This window comes from Arthrobacter sp. ATA002 (assembly GCF_026898095.1).
Classification (GTDB): domain Bacteria; phylum Actinomycetota; class Actinomycetes; order Actinomycetales; family Micrococcaceae; genus Arthrobacter_B.
The window spans coordinates 712,269-730,697 of sequence record NZ_CP114015.1 but is presented as its reverse complement, the minus strand read 5'-3'; the positions used below and the strand labels follow the sequence as shown (position 1 = coordinate 730,697).

The 18,429-nt window shown below is 65.9% G+C and carries 21 protein-coding genes and 1 pseudogene; 9 read left to right on the top strand and 13 right to left on the bottom strand.

The window, feature by feature from the left end; translation table 11 throughout:
* The 3 genes from OL239_RS03735 to OL239_RS03725 all read left to right on the top strand — a co-directional run bounded on the left by OL239_RS03735 (nucleotide 1) and on the right by OL239_RS03725 (nucleotide 3,079).
* Nucleotides 1-954: a 1,4-dihydroxy-2-naphthoyl-CoA synthase gene (locus OL239_RS03735; protein WP_268910794.1), complete on the top strand. Its 954-nt coding sequence runs from the start codon at nucleotides 1-3 to the stop codon at nucleotides 952-954.
* Between the two features lie 9 nt (nucleotides 955-963).
* The gene (locus OL239_RS03730; protein WP_268910793.1) at nucleotides 964-2,106 is read left to right on the top strand and encodes an AMP-binding protein; all 1,143 of its coding nucleotides are present in this window, start codon (nucleotides 964-966) and stop codon (nucleotides 2,104-2,106) included.
* 88 nt (nucleotides 2,107-2,194) lie between these two features.
* Complete coding sequence (locus OL239_RS03725; RefSeq protein ID WP_268910792.1) at nucleotides 2,195-3,079, top strand: 1,4-dihydroxy-2-naphthoate polyprenyltransferase; 885 nt, start codon at nucleotides 2,195-2,197, stop codon at nucleotides 3,077-3,079.
* An 89-nt stretch (nucleotides 3,080-3,168) separates the two neighbouring features.
* Here the strand turns inward: OL239_RS03725 and OL239_RS03720 are convergent, their stop codons facing one another.
* Nucleotides 3,169-3,477 carry a DUF4229 domain-containing protein gene (locus OL239_RS03720; protein ID WP_268910791.1) on the bottom strand — a complete coding sequence of 103 codons (309 nt, stop codon included), beginning with the start codon at nucleotides 3,475-3,477 and terminating at the stop codon, nucleotides 3,169-3,171.
* Between the two features lie 120 nt (nucleotides 3,478-3,597).
* On the opposite strand from OL239_RS03720, the gene OL239_RS03715 reads away from it, so the two are divergent.
* Complete coding sequence (locus OL239_RS03715; protein WP_268910790.1) at nucleotides 3,598-3,978, top strand: PLD nuclease N-terminal domain-containing protein; 381 nt, start codon at nucleotides 3,598-3,600, stop codon at nucleotides 3,976-3,978.
* A 334-nt stretch (nucleotides 3,979-4,312) separates the two neighbouring features.
* On the opposite strand, the gene ccsB is transcribed toward OL239_RS03715, so the two are convergent.
* From ccsB to OL239_RS03690, 5 genes are all read right to left on the bottom strand, one after another.
* Nucleotides 4,313-5,404 carry a c-type cytochrome biogenesis protein CcsB gene (gene ccsB, locus OL239_RS03710; RefSeq protein ID WP_268910789.1) on the bottom strand — a complete coding sequence of 364 codons (1,092 nt, stop codon included), beginning with the start codon at nucleotides 5,402-5,404 and terminating at the stop codon, nucleotides 4,313-4,315.
* Complete coding sequence (gene resB / locus OL239_RS03705) at nucleotides 5,404-7,161, bottom strand: cytochrome c biogenesis protein ResB (RefSeq protein ID WP_268911651.1); 1,758 nt, start codon at nucleotides 7,159-7,161, stop codon at nucleotides 5,404-5,406. Before resB ends, ccsB begins: the two co-directional genes overlap by 1 nt.
* 126 nt (nucleotides 7,162-7,287) lie before the next feature.
* Nucleotides 7,288-8,076, bottom strand: coding sequence for a cytochrome c biogenesis CcdA family protein (locus OL239_RS03700; protein WP_268910788.1), 789 nt, complete (start codon nucleotides 8,074-8,076; stop codon nucleotides 7,288-7,290).
* Nucleotides 8,077-8,081: 5 nt separating this feature from the next.
* Complete coding sequence (locus tag OL239_RS03695; RefSeq protein ID WP_442864277.1) at nucleotides 8,082-8,681, bottom strand: TlpA family protein disulfide reductase; 600 nt, start codon at nucleotides 8,679-8,681, stop codon at nucleotides 8,082-8,084.
* A 94-nt stretch (nucleotides 8,682-8,775) separates the two neighbouring features.
* Nucleotides 8,776-9,438 carry a histidine phosphatase family protein gene (locus OL239_RS03690; protein ID WP_268910786.1) on the bottom strand — a complete coding sequence of 221 codons (663 nt, stop codon included), beginning with the start codon at nucleotides 9,436-9,438 and terminating at the stop codon, nucleotides 8,776-8,778.
* A gap of 143 nt (nucleotides 9,439-9,581) precedes the next feature.
* Here OL239_RS03690 and OL239_RS03685 point away from each other — a divergent pair, with 143 nt between their 5' ends.
* The 4 genes from OL239_RS03685 to OL239_RS03670 all read left to right on the top strand — a co-directional run bounded on the left by OL239_RS03685 (nucleotide 9,582) and on the right by OL239_RS03670 (nucleotide 12,258).
* Nucleotides 9,582-10,121 carry a YceI family protein gene (locus tag OL239_RS03685; RefSeq protein ID WP_268910785.1) on the top strand — a complete coding sequence of 180 codons (540 nt, stop codon included), beginning with the start codon at nucleotides 9,582-9,584 and terminating at the stop codon, nucleotides 10,119-10,121.
* Nucleotides 10,122-10,415: 294 nt separating this feature from the next.
* Nucleotides 10,416-11,267 (top strand): hypothetical protein, encoded by an 852-nt coding sequence (locus tag OL239_RS03680; RefSeq protein WP_268910784.1) that lies wholly within the window; start codon nucleotides 10,416-10,418, stop codon nucleotides 11,265-11,267.
* A 488-nt stretch (nucleotides 11,268-11,755) separates the two neighbouring features.
* Complete coding sequence (locus OL239_RS03675) at nucleotides 11,756-11,971, top strand: hypothetical protein (RefSeq protein ID WP_268910783.1); 216 nt, start codon at nucleotides 11,756-11,758, stop codon at nucleotides 11,969-11,971.
* Entirely contained in the window at nucleotides 11,968-12,258 is a 291-nt protein-coding gene (locus OL239_RS03670; protein WP_268910782.1) for a hypothetical protein, read from the top strand. The genes OL239_RS03675 and OL239_RS03670 overlap by 4 nt, the downstream gene beginning before the upstream one ends.
* 37 nt (nucleotides 12,259-12,295) lie before the next feature.
* Here OL239_RS03670 and OL239_RS03665 read toward each other — a convergent pair whose 3' ends face one another.
* Nucleotides 12,296-13,003 (bottom strand): redox-sensing transcriptional repressor Rex, encoded by a 708-nt coding sequence (locus tag OL239_RS03665; RefSeq protein WP_268910781.1) that lies wholly within the window; start codon nucleotides 13,001-13,003, stop codon nucleotides 12,296-12,298.
* Nucleotides 13,004-13,080: 77 nt separating this feature from the next.
* Nucleotides 13,081-13,335, bottom strand: a complete 255-nt coding sequence (locus OL239_RS03660; RefSeq protein WP_268910780.1) for a glutaredoxin family protein — start codon at nucleotides 13,333-13,335, stop codon at nucleotides 13,081-13,083.
* A gap of 88 nt (nucleotides 13,336-13,423) precedes the next feature.
* Between OL239_RS03660 and OL239_RS03655 the strand changes: the two genes are divergently transcribed.
* Entirely contained in the window at nucleotides 13,424-14,236 is an 813-nt protein-coding gene (locus OL239_RS03655) for an HAD family hydrolase (RefSeq protein WP_268910779.1), read from the top strand.
* Nucleotides 14,237-14,305: 69 nt separating this feature from the next.
* Here the strand turns inward: OL239_RS03655 and OL239_RS03650 are convergent, their stop codons facing one another.
* The 5 genes and pseudogenes from OL239_RS03650 to OL239_RS03630 all read right to left on the bottom strand — a co-directional run bounded on the left by OL239_RS03650 (nucleotide 14,306) and on the right by OL239_RS03630 (nucleotide 18,339).
* Nucleotides 14,306-14,404, bottom strand: coding sequence for a 30S ribosomal protein bS22 (locus OL239_RS03650; protein WP_003792170.1), 99 nt, complete (start codon nucleotides 14,402-14,404; stop codon nucleotides 14,306-14,308).
* 147 nt (nucleotides 14,405-14,551) lie between these two features.
* Complete coding sequence (locus OL239_RS03645) at nucleotides 14,552-14,764, bottom strand: helix-turn-helix domain-containing protein (RefSeq protein ID WP_268910778.1); 213 nt, start codon at nucleotides 14,762-14,764, stop codon at nucleotides 14,552-14,554.
* Between the two features lie 148 nt (nucleotides 14,765-14,912).
* Nucleotides 14,913-16,063, bottom strand: a pseudogene (locus tag OL239_RS03640) (3-deoxy-7-phosphoheptulonate synthase).
* 267 nt (nucleotides 16,064-16,330) lie between these two features.
* On the bottom strand, nucleotides 16,331-17,671 hold the full coding sequence (gene gdhA, locus OL239_RS03635; RefSeq protein ID WP_268910777.1) for an NADP-specific glutamate dehydrogenase: 1,341 nt from the start codon (nucleotides 17,669-17,671) through the stop codon (nucleotides 16,331-16,333).
* An 86-nt stretch (nucleotides 17,672-17,757) separates the two neighbouring features.
* The gene (locus tag OL239_RS03630) at nucleotides 17,758-18,339 is read right to left on the bottom strand and encodes an ArsR/SmtB family transcription factor (protein ID WP_268910776.1); all 582 of its coding nucleotides are present in this window, start codon (nucleotides 18,337-18,339) and stop codon (nucleotides 17,758-17,760) included.
* Nucleotides 18,340-18,429 lie beyond the last annotated feature (90 nt).

Here is an 18,429-nt window from a genome sequence, read left to right as displayed (position 1 = left end):
GTGAGCACAGAACTTCCAGCACAGGTGTCCGATATTTTCGACCCGCAGCAGTGGCGTCTCGTCGCAGGTTTTGAGGACCTGCAGGACATGACGTACCACCGCCAAGTGGAGCGCACGGCCGACGGCGGCATCGTGCGCGACCTGCCGACGGTGCGCATCGCGTTCAACCGCCCGGAAGTCCGCAACGCCTTCCGGCCCGGCACCGTGGATGAGCTGTACCGGGCCATGGACCACGCCCGGATGACCCCCGACGTCGCCACCGTACTGCTCACCGGCAACGGGCCCTCGCCCAGGGACGGCGGCCATTCCTTCTGCTCCGGCGGCGACCAGCGGATCCGCGGCCGCGACGGCTACAAGTATGCAGAAGGTGAAACGAAGGAGACCATCGATCCGGCCCGTGCCGGGCGGCTGCACATCCTGGAAGTCCAGCGGCTGATGCGCACCATGCCCAAGGTGGTCATCGCCGTCGTCAACGGGTGGGCCGCCGGCGGCGGGCACAGCCTGCACGTGGTCTCGGACCTGACCATTGCCTCCCGGCAGCACGGCAAGTTCAAGCAGACCGACGCCACCGTGGGCAGTTTCGACGCCGGCTACGGCTCGGCGCTGCTGGCCCGGCAAATCGGACAGAAGAAGGCCCGCGAAATCTTCTTCCTGGCCCGTGAATACTCCGCGGAGGACATGGTGGCCATGGGCGCGGTCAACGAGGCAGTGGACCACGAAAACCTGGAAAAAGTGGCCCTGGAGTACGCGGCAGACATTGCCCGGCAGTCCCCGCAGGCCATCCGCATGCTGAAGTTCGCCTTCAACCTGGCCGATGACGGCCTGGCCGGGCAGCAGGTGTTCGCCGGGGAAGCCACCCGGCTGGCCTATATGACCGACGAAGCGGTGGAAGGCAAGGAAGCCTTCCTCGAAAAACGGGAGCCCGACTGGTCCTCCTTCCCCTACTACTTCTAGGCCGCCGCCATGGAACTGCTGACCGTCCACACTCCCGCCGGCTTCAATGCCGAAACGCTGATGGCCCCGCTGGCCGCAGCCCTCGCCGGCGAGGGCCCCGCCGTCGCACCGCACGCGAACCCGGACCAGACCTTCTCCGGTGAGCTGCCCAACGACGACATCGCTCTGGTCATCAGCACCTCCGGATCCACCGGAACCCCCAAACAGGCCATGCTCACCACGGACGCCCTTGCTGCCTCGTCGATGGCCACGGCCATGGCACTGCAGGCCGACGGCCAGTGGCTGATGGCACTGCCGGCCCACTACATCGCCGGGGTCCAGGTCCTGGTGCGCTCCCTCTACGCCGGCACCCAGCCGGTCTTTATGGACACGTCCGGGTCCTTCAGCGCCGCCCGTTTCACTTCAGCGGCCGCCGACATGACGGACCGGAACCGCTTCACGTCGCTGGTTCCCACCCAGCTGCACCGGCTGCTGACCAACCCCGAGCCCGAGACCCTGCGCGTGCTGCGCCGGTTCAACGCCATCCTCCTTGGCGGGGCACCCGCCGGCCCGGGACTGCTGGCTGACGCCGCGGCCCTGGGCTTGAACGTCGTCACCACGTATGGGATGAGCGAAACGTGCGGGGGCTGCGTGTACGACGGCGTTCCGCTGCCCGGCGTCGACGTCGCGGTGGAATCCGGGTCCCTGTGGATCGCCGGTGACGTGCTGGCCGAAGGCTATCTGGGCCGGCCGGAACTGACCGCCGACCGGTTCCGCTTCAATTCGGGCAAACGCTGGTACCGCACCGATGACGCCGGCACGGTGGAGAGCGGGCGGGTGACAATTTCCGGCCGGTTGGATGACGTCCTCGTCACCGGCGGCATCAAAATCTCCGCAGCTGCCGTCGCCGCTGCGATCGAGCAGCTGCCGGAGGTCTCCGAAGCAGTGGTCCTGGGCCTGGACAGCCCGGAGTGGGGAACTCTGGTGGGCGCCGCCGTCGTGGGCTCCGTGGACCCCGAAAAAGTGAAGGACGCTGTCCGCTCCTCCCTCGGTAAGGCGGCTGTACCCAAGGTGGTGCTGCTGCTGGAGGCGCTGCCCCTGCTGCCCAACGGCAAGACGGACCGGGTGGGCCTTCGCCGGCTGCTGGACGCCGCGGGGCACACCCACCCCTGAGCCGGCCGCCGGCTGAGGAACTTCCGCGCTCCACGGCTGCGGAAGAATAGAACGTGGAACATCACTCAAGTAAAAAAGGACGTTGATTGTGGCTACAGCCGCGCAGTGGTTAGAAGGAGCCCGCCCCCGCACCCTGCCGATGGCGGTGGCGCCGGTCATTATCGGAACGGCGGCGGCGTACGATCTGGGTTCCTTCAAACCCCTGCACGCCGTGCTGGCCGCGCTGGTGGCCGTGCTGCTGCAGGTGGGCGTGAACTACGCGAACGACTACTCCGACGGTATCCGCGGAACCGACGACAACCGGGTCGGCCCGCTGCGGCTGACCGGGTCCGGGGCCGCGCCGGCCAAACAGGTCAAGTACGCGGCCTTCACCTGCTTCGGCGTGGCGATGCTGGCCGGACTGGCCCTGATCGTCCTGTCCTCCTCTTGGTTCCTGATCCTGGTGGGCCTGGGCTGCGTTGCGGCCGCCTGGGGGTACACGGGCGGCCGGAACCCGTACGGTTACATGGGCCTGGGCGATCTGTTCGTCTTCGTATTCTTCGGCCTCGTGGCCACGCTGGGAACCACCTACACCCAGGCCGGTCAGGTCAGCCTGCCGTCAGTAATCGGCGCGGTGGGGACCGGGCTGATCGCCATGGCCCTGCTGATGGCGAACAACGTGCGGGACATTCCCACGGACCGCGAAGCCGGCAAACGGACCCTGGCCGTGCGCCTGGGCGACGAGGCCGCACGCATCAGCTACGTCATGATGCTGGCGCTGGCCATCCTGCTGCCGCTGTTCATCGCCGCGGATTATCCCTGGGTGCTGCTGGTGCTGCTGCTCATCCCGGCCTGCCTGATGCCGAGCTGGCTCATGCTCAAGGGCAAGAAGCGCCGGAGCCTAATCCCGGTCCTGCAGCAGACCGGGCTGATCAACCTGGGCTTCTCCCTGCTGTACAGCCTCGGACTGGTCCTGACCCGGCTGCTTGCGTAGGGGCCGGCTGCTTGCGTAGGGGGCCGGCTGCTCAAGCAGGGGCGGGCGGAAAACCTCGGGGCGGCGGAACCGGGCCCTGCTGCCGGAGCCTAGTTCCGGCGGGGCTTGCGGTCGTTGTCGATCTGCACGTCCGGGTGTGCGTCGAGCAGGCTGTCTTCCGCGCCGGCGTCGTCCAGTTCCGCACGGTTGCGGGTGGGCGGCGCGTTGCCGTGGAAACGCTGCTGCACGCTGCGGGCGGCGGCGTCGCGCATATCGCGGAAGAACAGGTACGTCACGCACCAGCCAAGCACCGCGCCGGCAATGGCCGACAGAATCAGGCCGAGGCCCAGCCAATAGCATGCAGCAAAGAAGACGGCCACCAAACCAAGGCGGAGAGCGGTAAATTTCCAGAAAGCCACACGCCCATTCTAGTTGCTCTGCCGGCTTTCGACGTCTTCGGCCGGTCGGCGGAGTGTAGGCGACCCGCCCGGCACAACCCGGGAGGACACAGCTGTGTCCCGCTCCACTACAATTGATACATGCCTCGCCTCGTGCTTTTCGGTGTCATCATAGTCGCCGCCGTCATCATTTACGCCATCATCGACTGCGTCATGTCGCGGGCACAGGAGGTGCGCAGTATTTCCAAGACCGCGTGGCTCTTCACCATTGTGCTGCTGCCCGTGCTTGGCGCACTCCTGTGGTTCCTGTTCGGCCGGCCCAAGAGCGGACCGGAGCCGAAGAACCGCAAACCCCGCCATCCCACCGCTCCCGATGACGATCCGGACTTCCTGCGCAACCTGGAAATCCGGCGCCGCCAGCAGGCAAAGGAGGCTGAGCTCAAGCGCCGCGAGGCCGAGCTGCGCGACCAGGAGAAGCAGGCCGGGCATAAAAAGAACGATGATGAGAAGCCCAGCGCCTAGCAGCCCCTTTTCGCCTAACTTTCCAGGAACCCGCTCCCGTTCCCCGGGGCGGGTTTTTTGTCGTGCGGGCGGGGACGGTCCAATGCGCCGAGTGTAGAGACAATACCGCTCACCCCCGCCGAGTGTAGAGACAATGCCGGAATCCCCGAGCTGAAGTCACACGACCCCGACACTGGACGGTTCGAAGCGCCGAAGCCACACGACCCCAACACTGGACCAGCCGGCACCGCTGGCCGCCGGCTGCCCTGCTCCGCCGGGCTTTCCGGGACAAACAAAAACCCGCCTTCCGGCGAACCGGAAGGCGGGTTCCTAGCGGCAGCAGCCGGCAGTCGAATCAGACGCCGGAGTAGCTGTGCAGGCCGGAGAAGTAGATGTTCACGATGGTGAAGTTGAAGATGACGCACAGGTAACCCACGATCGACAGCCAGGCGGCACGGGTGCCGGTCCAGCCGCGTGTGGCCCGGGCGTGCAGGTAGCCGGCGTAGACCACCCAGATGACGAAGGTCCAGACTTCCTTGGTGTCCCAGCCCCAGTACCGGCCCCAGGCCTGCTCGGCCCAGATCGAACCGGCGATCAGAGTGAAGGTCCACAGCACGAAGGCGACGGCGTTGATCCGGTAGGAGAAATTCTCCAGGCTCTGCGCTGAGGGGACGATCCGCAGGAACCCGAGCTTGGACGTTCCGCCGGCGCGGATCTTGGTCTCGCGGTCGGCCTGCAGGAGCTGCAGGACGGACATGGCGAAGGTGAGGGTAAACAGCGCGGAAGCGAGAACGGCCACGGAAACGTGGATGATGAGCCAGTAGCTCTGCAGCGCCGGAATCAGGTGGGCCACCGGCGTGGGGAAGCCGATCGTGGCCACCATCATCATGACCAGGATCAGGGCCAGCACCAGGGTGCCGAGGAACCGAAGGTCGCGCTTGAGCAGGACGAGCAGGAAGACCACGGCCACCACGAGCGCGCCGGTGGTGCAGAACTCGTACATGTTGCCCCAGGGCACGCGGTGTGCGGCGAGGCCGCGGGTAACAACGGCGGCGGTGTGGATCAGGGCACCCAGGACGGTCAGTGCGACGGCGACGCGGGCACTGTTCCGGCGTGCTCCCATGTACCCCATGGAGGCGTCAGCGGTCTGCGCCACGGGCTGGCCGTCGGCGTTGTTCCAGCCACGGACATTGCCGTCCGCCAGGTAACTGTCACCACCCGAAGCCGGGGCACCGCCGGAGCCGGACATGCGTGCTCCCGCGAGGGCTTCAGACTTCGCCGGCGCCGCAGAGTCCGGCTGTGCCAGCTTGCCCTCCACGGCCTTGATGGTCCTGCTGCTTTGCGCAAGGTCCCAGGTGAAGGCCAGGAACGCCACCGTATAGGCGAACGCCGCCAATAGCATGAACAGCTCGCTGTATTCAGCGAGGGCGTAGTCAATCGAGGGCATTACGAGTCCTTACCTGTTTTCTTCTCCTGAGCGGTGCTGCTGTCGACCGCTGATGCTACGGGTGTTGTTTCGTCCCGGTTTGTGCTGCGCTCTGCGGAGTCCGGAGCGGATGTATCCCCCGCGCCATTGTCCTCCACTGCGGCGCTGCCCGCCAACCACTCCTTTTCCAGCAGCTGCCGGACGGCGGCGGCCTCGCTGGAAAGCCGGTGGTCTTCACCGCGGGCCAGGAGCCCGTACTCGACCATCACGCGTCCGTCCCCGTGGGTGCCGGTGCGGACCCAGACTCGGCGCCGTGCCAGGAACAGCGAAGCACCCAGCCCTGCCATCGACAGGGTGGCGAAGCCGAGGACCCAGAGCTTGGCCGGGTCGTAGTGGATGTCGAGTGCCGCGTACCGCTTGATGCCGTCGAAGCTGATGGAGCCCTTGCCGTCGGGCAGCTCGTAGCTCTGGTTGGCGCCCAGGACGATGCCGCCCTCATCAAGGTTGCGGCTGTTGATTTCGGTCAGGTTCTCCGTGTCGAGCACGTACACGTTGCTCGGCACGCCCTCATCCAGACCCAGGTCGCCGTAGTAGGCGTTGAGGTTCAGCTGCGGGTTGAACGGATCGGGATCTCCGGAGTAGGACACATCCTGGTCATCGAGCATGGCCGTGGGCAGGAAGAAGCCGACAAAGCCAAGCTGGTCCGGTTTGGCATCCGGAGCCTTGATGACCATCAGGGAGGTGTACATGCCGTCGCTGGGCACGGCGATGACGGGACCCTGCAGTGCAATGTTGCCCTCGCCGTCGCGCACCGTGACCACCGGGGCGTATCCGTTGCCCACCAGGTAAATACGGCTGCCACCGATGGTCAGCGGCGCGTTGACCCTCAGGGATTCCGTGTGCTCTTCGGCGTCAGGGCTGTCCTTCACCGTCAGGATGGCTTCGAAGTCCAGCGGCTGGCCGTAGTGGGTCTGGGATTCACGGTCGAACTGGACGTTGAACTTGTCCAGCGTCAGCGAATAGGGCGCCAGTTGTTCCTCGGTGAAGCTGGTGCCCGGGGTGAAGGAGTCGTACCCGACCAGGGTGTTGACGAACGATTCCCCTTCCACCACGATCTTCTGGCCGCTGTACCCGAACAGCCCGCCGACGGCGATGGCGATCAGCACCCCGATCAGGGACGTGTGGAACACCAGGTTCCCCACTTCCTTGGCGAAGCCGCGCTCGGCTCCCACCGACGGACGGTCGGTGTCGAGGTCGCGAACGTCCACGCGGTAGCCGCGCTTGCGGAGCAGCTGGGCCGCCTGCTCGGCGGCGGACCCGGCGGTGAGGCCCGACGACGCCGGAATGGCCAGCGTGCCGTACTCCGGCAGCCGGGACAGGCGCTTGGGGGTGCGCGGCGGTTTGGACCGCATGGCCCGGTAGTGGGCCTTGGCACGCGGAATGACACAGCCGATTAGGGAGACGAAGAGCAGCAGGTAAATGGCCGAGAACCAGACGGAGGAATACACGTCAAAGAGCTGGAACCGGTCCAGCCACGGTCCGGTGTCCGGGTTGTCCTCCAGGTACTGGGTGACAACGGCGGGGTTAGCCGGCCGCTGGGGAAACAGCGAGCCGGGCACTGCCGCCACTGCCAGCAGCAGGAGCAGGAACAGTGCGGTGCGCATGCTGGTCAGTTGGGTCCACGCCCAGCGCAGCAGGCCCAGCGGTCCCAGCGAGGGCAGCTGGACGTCGCTGCCGCGGCCGCCGTTTTTGCCGCCCCTGCCACCCTTTTTGGGCACACCGGCGGTACTGGCGCCGTTTTTCTCGGCTTCGGTCAAAACATCCGGTTCACGGTTCAACTGATTCTCATAGTTCTTTGAAGGGTTCGTGCTGGGCAGGAGCTGCGGCGCTTCGGTGCCGGCTCATCAGATCGGCAGGGTCACACTATCCAACCAACCTTGGAGTTCGTTGATCCAGAGGTTCCAGACGCCGGTGATCATCAGGACGCCCAGGACAATCAGCATGCCGCCTCCGAACCGCTGGAGCGCGAGCCGGTGCCGGCGGAAGACGCCGAGGGCGCCCATCCCCCGCCGGAAGCCCAGCGCTATCAGCAGGAAAGGCAACCCCAGGCCGAGACAGTAGATAAAGGTCAGGAATGCGCCTTTGGCGGCGGTGGCATCGTTTCCGGAGAAGGAGAGCAGCTGCACGGCGGACAGGGTCGGGCCGAGGCACGGAGCCCAGCCCAGGCCGAAGGTAATGCCCAGAAGCGGCGCACCCCACAGCCCGGCCGGCGGACGCGCGGCAATCTTGCGGTCCCGCTGGAACCAGCTCAGGCCGCCCATGAAGACAATGCCCAGGACAATGATGGCGGCGCCCAGGACCTGTGAAATCCAGGCCTGGTCGGCGCCGCGCAGCCACCCGCCCAGCTGCCCGATCCCGGCGCCGATAATGACGAAGACTGTCGAGAATCCAAGCACGAACAGGCCGATGCCCACCAGCATGCGTCCGCGGCGCTGCTTCTGCAGGTCGACGCCGGTGAGACCGGTGACGTAACCCAGGTAGCCCGGAACGAGCGGCAGCACGCAGGGTGACAGGAAGGACACCAGCCCGGCGAGGGCCGCCACGGGAATGGCCAGCAGCATGGACCCGTTGAGGATGGTCTCGGCGAAAACATTCGCTGCTGGCAGCGCTGCTGCGGGAACGGAAGAGAACATGCCGGCTAAGCTGCCAGCGTGTCAGATATCAGGGCTTTCAAGGTGCTCTTCTCCGCCAGGCCGAGGATCCGGGCGGCAACGCGGCCTTCGCGGTCGAGCACCAGGGTGGTGGGAACAGCCGACGGCGGCACGAACTGCGTCATGGCAAGCAGGATCCCGCCGTCCTTGTCCTGGAAACTGGGGTAGTTGATGCCGAAAGAGCGCTCAAAAGCTTCAGCGGTGCTGCGCTCGTCCCGGATATTGACACCGTAGAAGCGTGCGCCTTCGGGCTCGAACATTCCGTGCAGTTCCACCAGGTCCGGGGCTTCCTTACGGCACGGCGCGCAGGCGGCGTACCAGAAGTTCAAAACGACCACGTTGCCGGCGAACTCCGAGGAGGGGACGGTGGTGCCGTCAAAGAGGGTGCCCGAGAATTCCACGGGCTCCCCGCGCTGGCCAGCGGCATATTCAGTGACTGACCCGTCACCGGCGATGTAATTCTTGTTGTCCCCCGCTTTAGCCTGGGCGGCCAGGGGATCCTCGACGGCGCATCCGGCCGCAGCCGTCACCAGGGGTACGCCGACGGCCAGACCGGCTCCGAGCTTAAGAAAGGCGCGGCGGCGCATGGCATCCGACTGGGGAATGCTCTGGGGATTTTTCAACTATTTCCAGCTTTCATCGCGGCGGGGGCTGCCACTTCTACAACGCGTAGTAATTCTATTATGCTCCCGGAATATTCGCAGCCCCGGGCAGCAGGTCCGCGGACGGCTCGGCATAGCGGACGTCCACCAGCGTGTCGCCGTCGAAATCCAGCGTAGTGACAGAGGTCAGCGTGCACTGGCGGTTCCGGGGATCGTGCCAGAGCCTGCGGCCCTCGGCCGCCAGCCGCGTCACCCAAATGGGCAGCTGGTGGCTGACCAGCACGGCTTCGGCCTTGTCGCCGCCCAGCTCGAGGGCCCGCACCCGGGCGTCCTGGACGGCCGCCATGACGCGTTCGGCCTGGGCGGCGTAGGGCTCACCCCAGGACGGCTTGAAAGGGTTGTACATCAGTGGCCAGTACCGCGGATTGCGCAGCCGGCTGGTAACACCGGAAAGGCCTTCAAAGCGGTTGGTCGCTTCCAGGATGCGTTCGTCGGTCGCGATGTCCAGGCCCAGTGCGGCGGCAATCGGTGCAGCAGTCTCCTGCGCCCGGGTCAGCGGCGACGCCACCAGGTGCACCAGCTTCGCGCCGTCACCCCTTCGGTCGTCGAAGTATCCGGCAACCCGGCGGGCCATTTCCTGTCCCAGATCGGACAGGTGGAACTCCGGCAGGCGCCCGTAAAGGACTCCGTCTGGGTTGAAGACTTCTCCATGGCGGACGAGGTGGATCGAGGCACGGGACATGTCAACAAGTTTCGCAGAGGAAGTGTCCTGAACTAAATCTGAAGAAATACTTGAAGCTTGAACAAATATGTGCAAAGGTAGATGCAAATGCATCGAAACGCATTGGGGTACGCCCCGACACCCACCAGCAACAGGAGAACAGCATGATCCCCAGCGGACTTTCCACCGGAACCTGGACCCTCGACGGCACGCACAGTGAGGTGAGCTTCACAGTCCGCCACGCCGGAATCAGCAAGGTGCGCGGCAACTTCGACGACGTCACCGCGGTCATGGAGGTCGGACCGTCCCTCGGAGGGTCGACCATCAGCGCAGTGATCAGGTCCGCATCGTTCAACTCGAACGACGCCAACCGTGACGGACACGTCAAGGGTGCGGACTTTTTCGACGTTGAGCAGTTTCCCGAACTGACGTTCGCCGTCACGGGCGTTGAAGGCTCCGGGGAGACCTATAAGGTGGCCGGTGACCTGACGATCAAGGGAACCACCCGTCCGGTGGTCCTGGACACTGAATTCAACGGCGTGGCAGTGGATCCCTTCGGCGCCACCCGCGCCGGATTCTCCGGTTCCACGGTTATCAGCCGCAAGGACTTCGGCCTGACCTGGAACGCCGCCCTGGAAACCGGTGGCGTGCTCGTGGGCGATAAGGTAACGATCGCCGTGGACGCAGAGTTCGTGGCAAGCTAACGCCTGCCGCACACAGCGGGCCCGACGGGCCACCACAAAGGGGACACTCCGGCAGCCGGCCGGAGTGTCCCCTTGCTTCCCGTCCGGGGGCAGCGACGGACGGCGGGGGCCGCGATAGGCTTGGAGAATCCGATTGCGTTCCCTCCCGGCGCCGGTGGGCCCGGCCAGCCGTGGTTCGCCCGGTGTGCCCGAGGGCACTGCACAGCATCCGACAGCATCCGCAGAAAACGGCTGCATCGAAAAGACCCGGCGTCTGCCCGAGCAGCTTCTGCACCAACCAGCAAGTAGGCGGCAATGAGCACACCTCCGAATTCTCCGGACCCCCGAGACCCGAACCAGCCCCGAGATCCCGGCTCCGCCGCCGACGACGAGCCCAGGTACGGCCAGCGCCTGCCCCAGACGCCGCAGTATGGCCAGCAGCAGCCGGGAGCGGCGGACCAGCCCTACACCCCCTACGGTCAGCCGGGGCAGCAGTCCCCCGGCCAGCAGCAGTACGGGCAGCAGCCTCCCCCTACGGCCAGCAGCCCTACGGACAGCAGCCACCTCCCTACGGCCAGCAGCCCTATAACCAGCAGCAGTACGGGCAGCAGCCGCAGAGCCCCTACGGTTACCAGTCCGCCCAGCCGTCCGGATACGCATACCCGGGATCAGGGCAGCTGCCCGGCGGCAAAGGGAGCCTCCCGCGAGGTCATGACCGGATTCTGGCTGATCCTCGCGGCCGGAGCCCTGACCCTGATCTACATGATCGCTTCGTCCCTTTCGATCTCGGACCAGGACATTTTCGGCGCCCTCTCCGCGGAGGACCGGCAGGTGTTTGACGAGGCCGGCATGACCGAAGACATGGTGCAGAGTTTTGCCGTGACCACGGGCATTGTCATGTCAGTGATCGTCCTGCTGGTCTACGTCCTGATCGCATACCTGGTCCGCAGGGGAAAGAACTGGGCGCGAATCGTTGGAACGGTTTTCGCGGCCCTGTCCGCAGTGGGCGTGCTGCTGTCCCTGCTCACCGGCCTAGCGTTCTCCTCCCCCATGGAGCTGCTCTCGCTGGTTGCTTCGCTCGCCGGGATTGCCGGCATCGTCATGCTCTACCGCCCGCAGGCACAGCCGTACTTCCGGCCGCAGCCCCGCTTCGGCCCCTACTACTAAGCCGCTGCCAACGGCTGGGAACTGCTAGCACCAGGCCCTGCCGGCAGTTACCGCAAGGCCGGCCCGGCATCCGGGCCGGCCTTTTTCATGCCCCGGAGCTTCCGCAAACGACTGCTGCTGGTCACACCGCCGGAGAAGCGCTGTAGCGTTTGATGACCCGCCGGGCCGGCAGTGACGCCCGCCGGGGAGCGTATCCCTTTTGACGAAGGCGGCCTCCGAAGATGAGTTCACTTCCTGCTTCGCCCAACCCCCAGAAACCCCGTGTGTTCGGCCATCCCCAAAAGGCCCGGGGCGCCCGTCTTCCCGCTTTCCGGCGCACGGCGGCCAAGGCCGAACCGGCGGCACCGGCGCTGCCCGCAGGAGACGGCCCGCCCGCCGGACATGCTCCCGGACCCGCCCGTCCCGCTCCGGTGAGCCGGAAGCGTGGGAGGCATGAAACAGACAGGAGGTGGTCAGACGCTCCGGGACCGCGCGGCACCGGCGGCGTAATGATCCCCGATCCGCCCGCTGGGGTTCCGCAGCCTGCCGTTCCGGCCCGGATCCCCTACAGCGAGTGGAAGGGCCCCCGGCCGAAGGCGGTGGGACTGGCGTTCGCCATGATCGTGGCGGCCGGCATCATCAGCCTCACCGCGGGGATCCAGACCAGCCGCAGCCCGGTGAAGAGCTGCCGCCGAATGCGGTCCAGCTCGAGAAAGTCGGCGTGAACGCCGGAGAGTACGCTGCGGCCCTGCAGGTGGCTGCCCTCGCCTCGGCGGTCGTAGTGTTCGGGATCTACCTGCTGGTCGCCGTGCTCATTCGGGAAGGCAGAAACTGGGCACGCATCGGCGGCTCGGTTCTGGCCACAGCCGGACTGGCGGAAGCAGCCGCGGCCGGCGCGGCTCCGCAGGCCGCGGCCCTGCTGGTCGCTGCCGCAGGTCTCGCGCTGCTCTATCGACGCGACTGCAACAGGTACTTCCGCCCCAGGCGCAGCCAGTATCTGGGCATGCCCTGACAAGTTCCCGGCCATGCACCAGGGCGGCTGCGGCGGGCTAGTTCGCCAGGCGGGCCCGGGCCTCGGACGCAATGTTCGAGACCTGGGCGCGCTGGGCATGGTAGGCCAGGATCTGCAGCTCAGTGGCAAGGTCAACCTTGCGCACCTGGACATGGCCGGGAACCTGCAGCAGCACCGGCGCGAAGCTCAAAATGCTGGTGACCCCAAACGCGACAAGGCGGTCGCACAGGTCCTGGGCCACCTCGGCCGGGACGGCGAGGACGGCCATGTTGGTTCGGGTCCGTTCCAGTACGCTTTCCATGACCTCGACTGAGCTGACGCGAAGCCAGCCGACTTCCTGGCCAATCATCAGCTGGTCAGCGTCGAGCAGGGCCACCACTTCGAAGCCGCGGGTTCCGAAACCCGGATAGCCGGCCAAGGCCCTGCCAAGGTTTCCGGCCCCAACAATGGCCACCCGCCAACTGCGGGTCAGCCCCAGCGCCGACGCGATTTGCTCACTGAGGTAGGACACGTCGTAGCCGACGCCGCGGGTGCCGTAGGACCCCAGATAGGAGAGGTCCTTACGGAGCTTGGGAGAATTTACTCCTGCCGCTTCAGCGAGTTCATCCGAGGACACACGTTCGTTGCCCTCGCCCAGCATGCTGCTCAGGGCCCGGAGATAGATGGTGAGGCGGGCCAGCGATGCAGGCGGAATGTGCCGGGCGGCTGCACCGGCCGGCCGGTCGGATTCCTCAGAGGTGCTCACGTGTCCCTATCGCTTGTTGGTGCTGCCGGGGTTTTCCACTCTAAGCCCGCAGCCGGGCGGGACAAAGCCTCCCCGGACTAGGCTCGCAGGAGCCGGCGGATTCTTGCTTCATCAAGCTGCCAAAAGTCACGCTGGATCCCGTCAATAAGGAGCACCGGTATCTCCTCTCCGAAACGGGACGTCAGGTCCGCGTCCCCTTCGATGGACTGTTCGCGCCATGGGGTGCCCAGGTCGGACCGGATCCGCTCGAGGACCGCACGGGCCCGTTCACAGAGGTGGCAGCCCGGCCGGGTGAGCAGGAGAAGATCAGGGTGCGCAGCGGGGGAGGTCATACCTCTAAAATAGCCGCCCGGCCGTGTTCCCCCGGCACCCGGGCAGGGCGGCCGTGCCCCGGCCAACTTTTTGCGTAGACTCAGTGGTATGCCCAGAACCACCGCAGTACGAGCCGCCGAGCCCATGGCAGCGGCGGTCCGGCCCGGCGAGGCTGCGTTCTTCGATGTGGACAATACGTTGATGCGCGGCGCAAGCCTGTTCCATGTGGGCCGCAAAATGTACCAGCGCAAGGTCTTTACGCTGCGTCAGGCGTTCGGTTTCGCCCGCAAGCAGGCACGGTTCATGCTGCAGGGCGAAAACCTCAAGGATGTGCATTCGGTGCGCGACGCTGCCCTGACGCTGGCCACCGGCCTGGCGGCCGCGGATATCCGGGTCCTTGGTGAAGAAGTTTATGACGAAATGATCGAATCCAAGATCTGGCCGGGAACCCGCGCCCTCACCGAACAGCATATGAAATCGGGCCGCCCCGTTTGGCTGGTCACCGGAACACCCGTGGAAGTGGCGTCGGTAATTGCGGACCGGCTGCATCTGACAGGCGCACTGGGAACGGTGAGCGAAATTGACGACGGACTCTACACCGGCCGCCTGGTGGGAGAATTCCTGCACGGCCCCGCGAAGGCCGAAGGCGTTAAGGTCCTGGCCAAGAAGGAAGGCCTCGACCTTGACCGCTGCTGGGCCTACAGCGACTCCTACAATGACGTCCCGCTGCTCAGCCTGGTGGGGCACCCGGTGGCGATCAACCCGGATGCGCGGCTGCGCCGTCACGCCAGGGACCGTAACTGGCCCATCTATGATTTCCGGTCCGGACGCCGCGCCGCCACCCTGGGTTTAAAGGGCGCCACGGTCGCAGGTGGCGCCTATGGCCTGTGGCGGGGCTTTTCCTGGGTCCGGTCCCGCTAGGCCCGGCCTTAGACCACAAGCCCGCCGGTCCCCGAAGGGCACGGCGGGCTGCGTCAGGAAAGAACCTGGTTACTTCTTGTTGCGGCGCTGGTGGCGGGTCTTGCGAAGCAGCTTACGATGCTTCTTCTTTGCCATCCGCTTGCGGCGCTTCTTGATAACTGAACCCACAGAGTCCTCACAAACTTGAAATAGTCAGACGCCGGCTCCAACGCTTCGGCGCCGTTGGCACCCGCGCATTGACACCGGCAGATAGTTGCCACGATGTAAAACGTTCTTTAACAGGGTACCGCCTCACTGCGGTATCCAGTGACAGCGCTACGCGGTGTCGGAACGCCGGCCAATGACGGCGTTTTTCAGCACCTGCTGGACCGCTGACTCCGGCACCCGGTACGACCGTCCGAAACGGACGGCGGGGAGCTCGCCCGAGTGCACCAGCCGGTACACCGTCATTTTGGACACCCGCATGACATCCGCGACCTCTGACACGGTCAGAAACTTCACGTCCGAGAAATTTCCCTCGTCTGCCATTCCTGAAGTCCTTTAATGATGCGCAACAACCGGCTGCAGTGCAGCTTCGGAGTGAAGACGCGGTGACTGTCGCTGGGACTGCTGTGGACGGCCGTTGTTTAACCGTCCGGTCTTCCACTCTAGTGTCTGCAGTCACGTTAGCGGAAGTTCACCGGCCATCTTCGCGCCGTCTGCGGGCCGCTTCGGCAAGCGAGAACAGCACCTGCCCGGTGGTTTCCCAGCCCATGCAGGCGTCGGTCACGCTCTGGCCGTAGACCAGGGGGCTGCGGCGGGCCGGGTCCATCTTCTGGGCACCGGCAACCAGGAAGCTTTCCAGCATCACTCCCGCCAGGACGGACGACGTCTTTCCCCCTCAGCAAGCCTGCCGGCCAGTTCCACCGCCACCTCCGCCTGACGCACGTGGCTCTTGCCGCTGTTCGCGTGGCTGGCGTCAATGATGAGCCGGGGGTTGAGGTCCCTGGCCGCCAGGGCCTCAGCCGCAGCCGCCACGTCCGCTGCTGAAAAGTTGGGCCCGGCAGCACCGCCGCGCAAAATCACGTGTGTGTCCGGGTTGCCCGTGGTGCGGACCGCCGCTGCCCGGCCGGTCTCGTCGATCCCGGGGAAACTCTGCGGCGCCGCCGCTGCCTGGCAGGCATCCATGGCTGCATCCAGGGACCCGTCCGTTCCGTTCTTGAACCCCACCGGCAGAGGCAGCCCCGACACCAGCTGACGGTGAACCTGGCTCTCGGTGGTCCGCGCTCCCACCGCACCCCAGCTCACCAAATCGGCCAGGTACGGCGCGGTGACGGGTTCCAGGAACTCGGTGGCAACCGGCAGTCCCAGGTTCCCGGCTTCGAGCAGGAATCGGCGGGCTGTTTGAAGGCCTTCAGCCATGTCGTGGGATCCGTCCAGGCGGGGGTCGTTGATCAGGCCCTTCCAGCCAATGGTGGTGCGGGGCTTTTCAAAGTAGGCGCGCAGCACAATGAGGAGGTCCTGCTGATGTTCCCCGGCGGCCACCGCCAAGCGCCGGGCGTAGTCCAGCCCCGCTGCCGGGTCGTGGATGGAACAGGGCCCGGCAATCACCAGCAGCCGGTCATCCACGCCATTCAGGACAGCCTGTATTTCCGTCCGAGACCGCTCGATACTGCGGATCAGCGCGGGGGCGGGAGGCAAATCCGCCAGCAGCTGCCGGGGAGCCGGGAGCGGGCGGAACCCGCTGATCCGCTGGCTGGCGGGGCGCGGGCCGCGTCCGGCGGCGCCGGGGGCGGCTGCGCCGGGGGCGGCAGCCGGTTCGGCCAGGGGTCCGGAGGTTACAGTCATGGTCTTTCCCGTTCGGCAGGTTGCGGACCGGCGGGAAGACTCATCAAAGCCCCGCCGGATATGGCGAAGGGCAGGGAATGATCCCTGCCCCGGTGGCTCTGAAGGAAAGCGTCAGCGTATTACCGCGCGGGCTCCTCCAGAGCCAACGGAAAATACGCATACCAACGCTTTGTCATGCCTCCGACCGTAGACCCGGCACGCACCACCCCGCAAATCCGGCTGCCGTTGCTGACGCAATGTGACACCGGAAAGTGTAGCCAGCCGGCGCTAGATGACGCCCTGGGCCAGCATCGCGTCGGCCACCCGGACGAAACCGTTAATGTTGGCGCCCACCACGTAGTTGCCCGGCGAACCGTATTCCTCGGCGGTCCGTGCGCAGCTGTCATGGATATTCACCATGATTTCAGTGAGCCGGCGCTCGGTGTGTTCAAAGGACCATGAATCGCGGCTGGCGTTCTGCTGCATTTCCAGGGCCGAGGTGGCCACCCCGCCCGCGTTCGCGGCCTTGCCCGGGCCGAAGAGCACGCCGGCTTCCTGGAACGCTTCGATCGCTTTGGGCGTGCAGGGCATGTTGGCCCCTTCCGCCACGGCAATGACACCCGATTTGATAAGGGCGGCGGCATCGGCGTCGTCGAGCTCGTTCTGCGTGGCACACGGAAGCGCTACCGCCGCACCGGCGTCCCAGATCGAACCGCCGGGCACATAGGTGGCGGAGCTGCCGCGGCGCTTGGCGTAGTCGGTCATCCGGCCGCGCTCCACTTCCTTGATTTCGCGGAGCAGTGACACATCGATGCCGGTCTCATCCACGACGTAGCCCTGCGAATCGGAGCATGCGACGACGTTGGCGCCGAGCGACTGGGCCTTCGCGATCGCGTTGATGGCGACGTTCCCCGAGCCGGAGACAATAACGCGCTGACCGTCCAGGCTCAGGTTCCGGGTTCTGAGCATTTCTTCCACGAAAAGCACCACGCCGTAGCCGGTGGCTTCAGGCCGGACCAGGGATCCGCCCCAGCTGATGCCCTTACCGGTCAGCACGCCGGACTCGTAGCGGTTGGTAATTCGCTTGTACTGGCCGAAGAGGTAGCCGATCTCCCGTCCGCCCACGCCAATATCGCCGGCGGGGACGTCGGTGTATTCGCCGATGTGGCGGTACAGCTCGGTCATGAAGGACTGGCAGAACCGCATGACTTCGGCGTCGGATTTGCCGCGCGGGTCAAAATCCGAACCTCCCTTGCCGCCGCCGATCGGCATGCCGGTCAGCGCGTTCTTGAAGATCTGCTCGAATCCAAGGAACTTCACGATGCCCAGATACACCGAGGGGTGAAACCGCAGCCCGCCCTTGTAGGGCCCGAGCGCCGAGTTGAACTCGACCCGGAAGCCGCGGTTAATCTGCACCTGTCCGCGGTCATCCACCCATGGCACCCGGAAAATGATCTGCCGTTCCGGTTCACAGATCCGCTGCAGGATGGCGGCCTCACCGAACTCGGGATGCTTGCGGAGCACGGGCTCCAAGGTGTCGAAGACTTCGACAACGGCTTGATGAAATTCGGTCTCGCCCGGGTTGCGGCGGAAGACGTCGTCGCGCACGCTGATCAGTGTTGGGTCCATGGTTGTGATTGCTCCTTCGACTATTCCCCACGTACTACGCTAGCGTCCGCGTGCCGTGCCTGCGATGTGTGACGGGGGAAGACACCCTAGGAACGGCGGCGCCGGAACTTCGGGAACTGGCCCAGCAGGTCGGCGGCGCGCTCAGCGGCCCGTCCAACGGTGCGTCCCAGCTGCGCGGCTGCGGCCGGATCGGCGCCGGCGGGCTGCGCTTCAATGCTCCCGGGTTCCAACCCGGCTGATGCGGCTGCCGCAGCTGAGCGGGGATCCGGTGACGCCGGACGGCCGGCAAACAGCTGCCGTCCCGTTCGGACTGCCGGGACGGTGCCCGAAGCACCGGCGCCGACGGCGGAACCGGCTGCGTTGACCGGTGCGAGCCGCGTCTCCTGCGTTTTGGGTTCCTGCAGCGAGGGGAGGTCGAACGCCCTGAGCCACAGGACAATCTCCTCCAGCGGAGCGGACTGCAGGGAATAGTAGCGTTTCTGGCCCTCTGCGCGCATGCTGACCAGCCCGGCTTCGCGGAGGACCTTCAGGTGCTTCGACACGGTGGGCTGGCTGACTTCCAGCTCTGCCACAAGCGCGCCTACGGATTTATCGCCGCTGCGCAGTGCCCCCAGCAGTTCACGGCGGGTGCCTTCCGCAATGACGGCAAAAACATCATCGATGACCATGACACCCACTTTATCTGTTTCCCGGCCAAGTGCCGGTTCCGCTGCCGGCCCGGCGGCACAGGCGCTCCCCGGCAGCGGCGGGCGCTACCC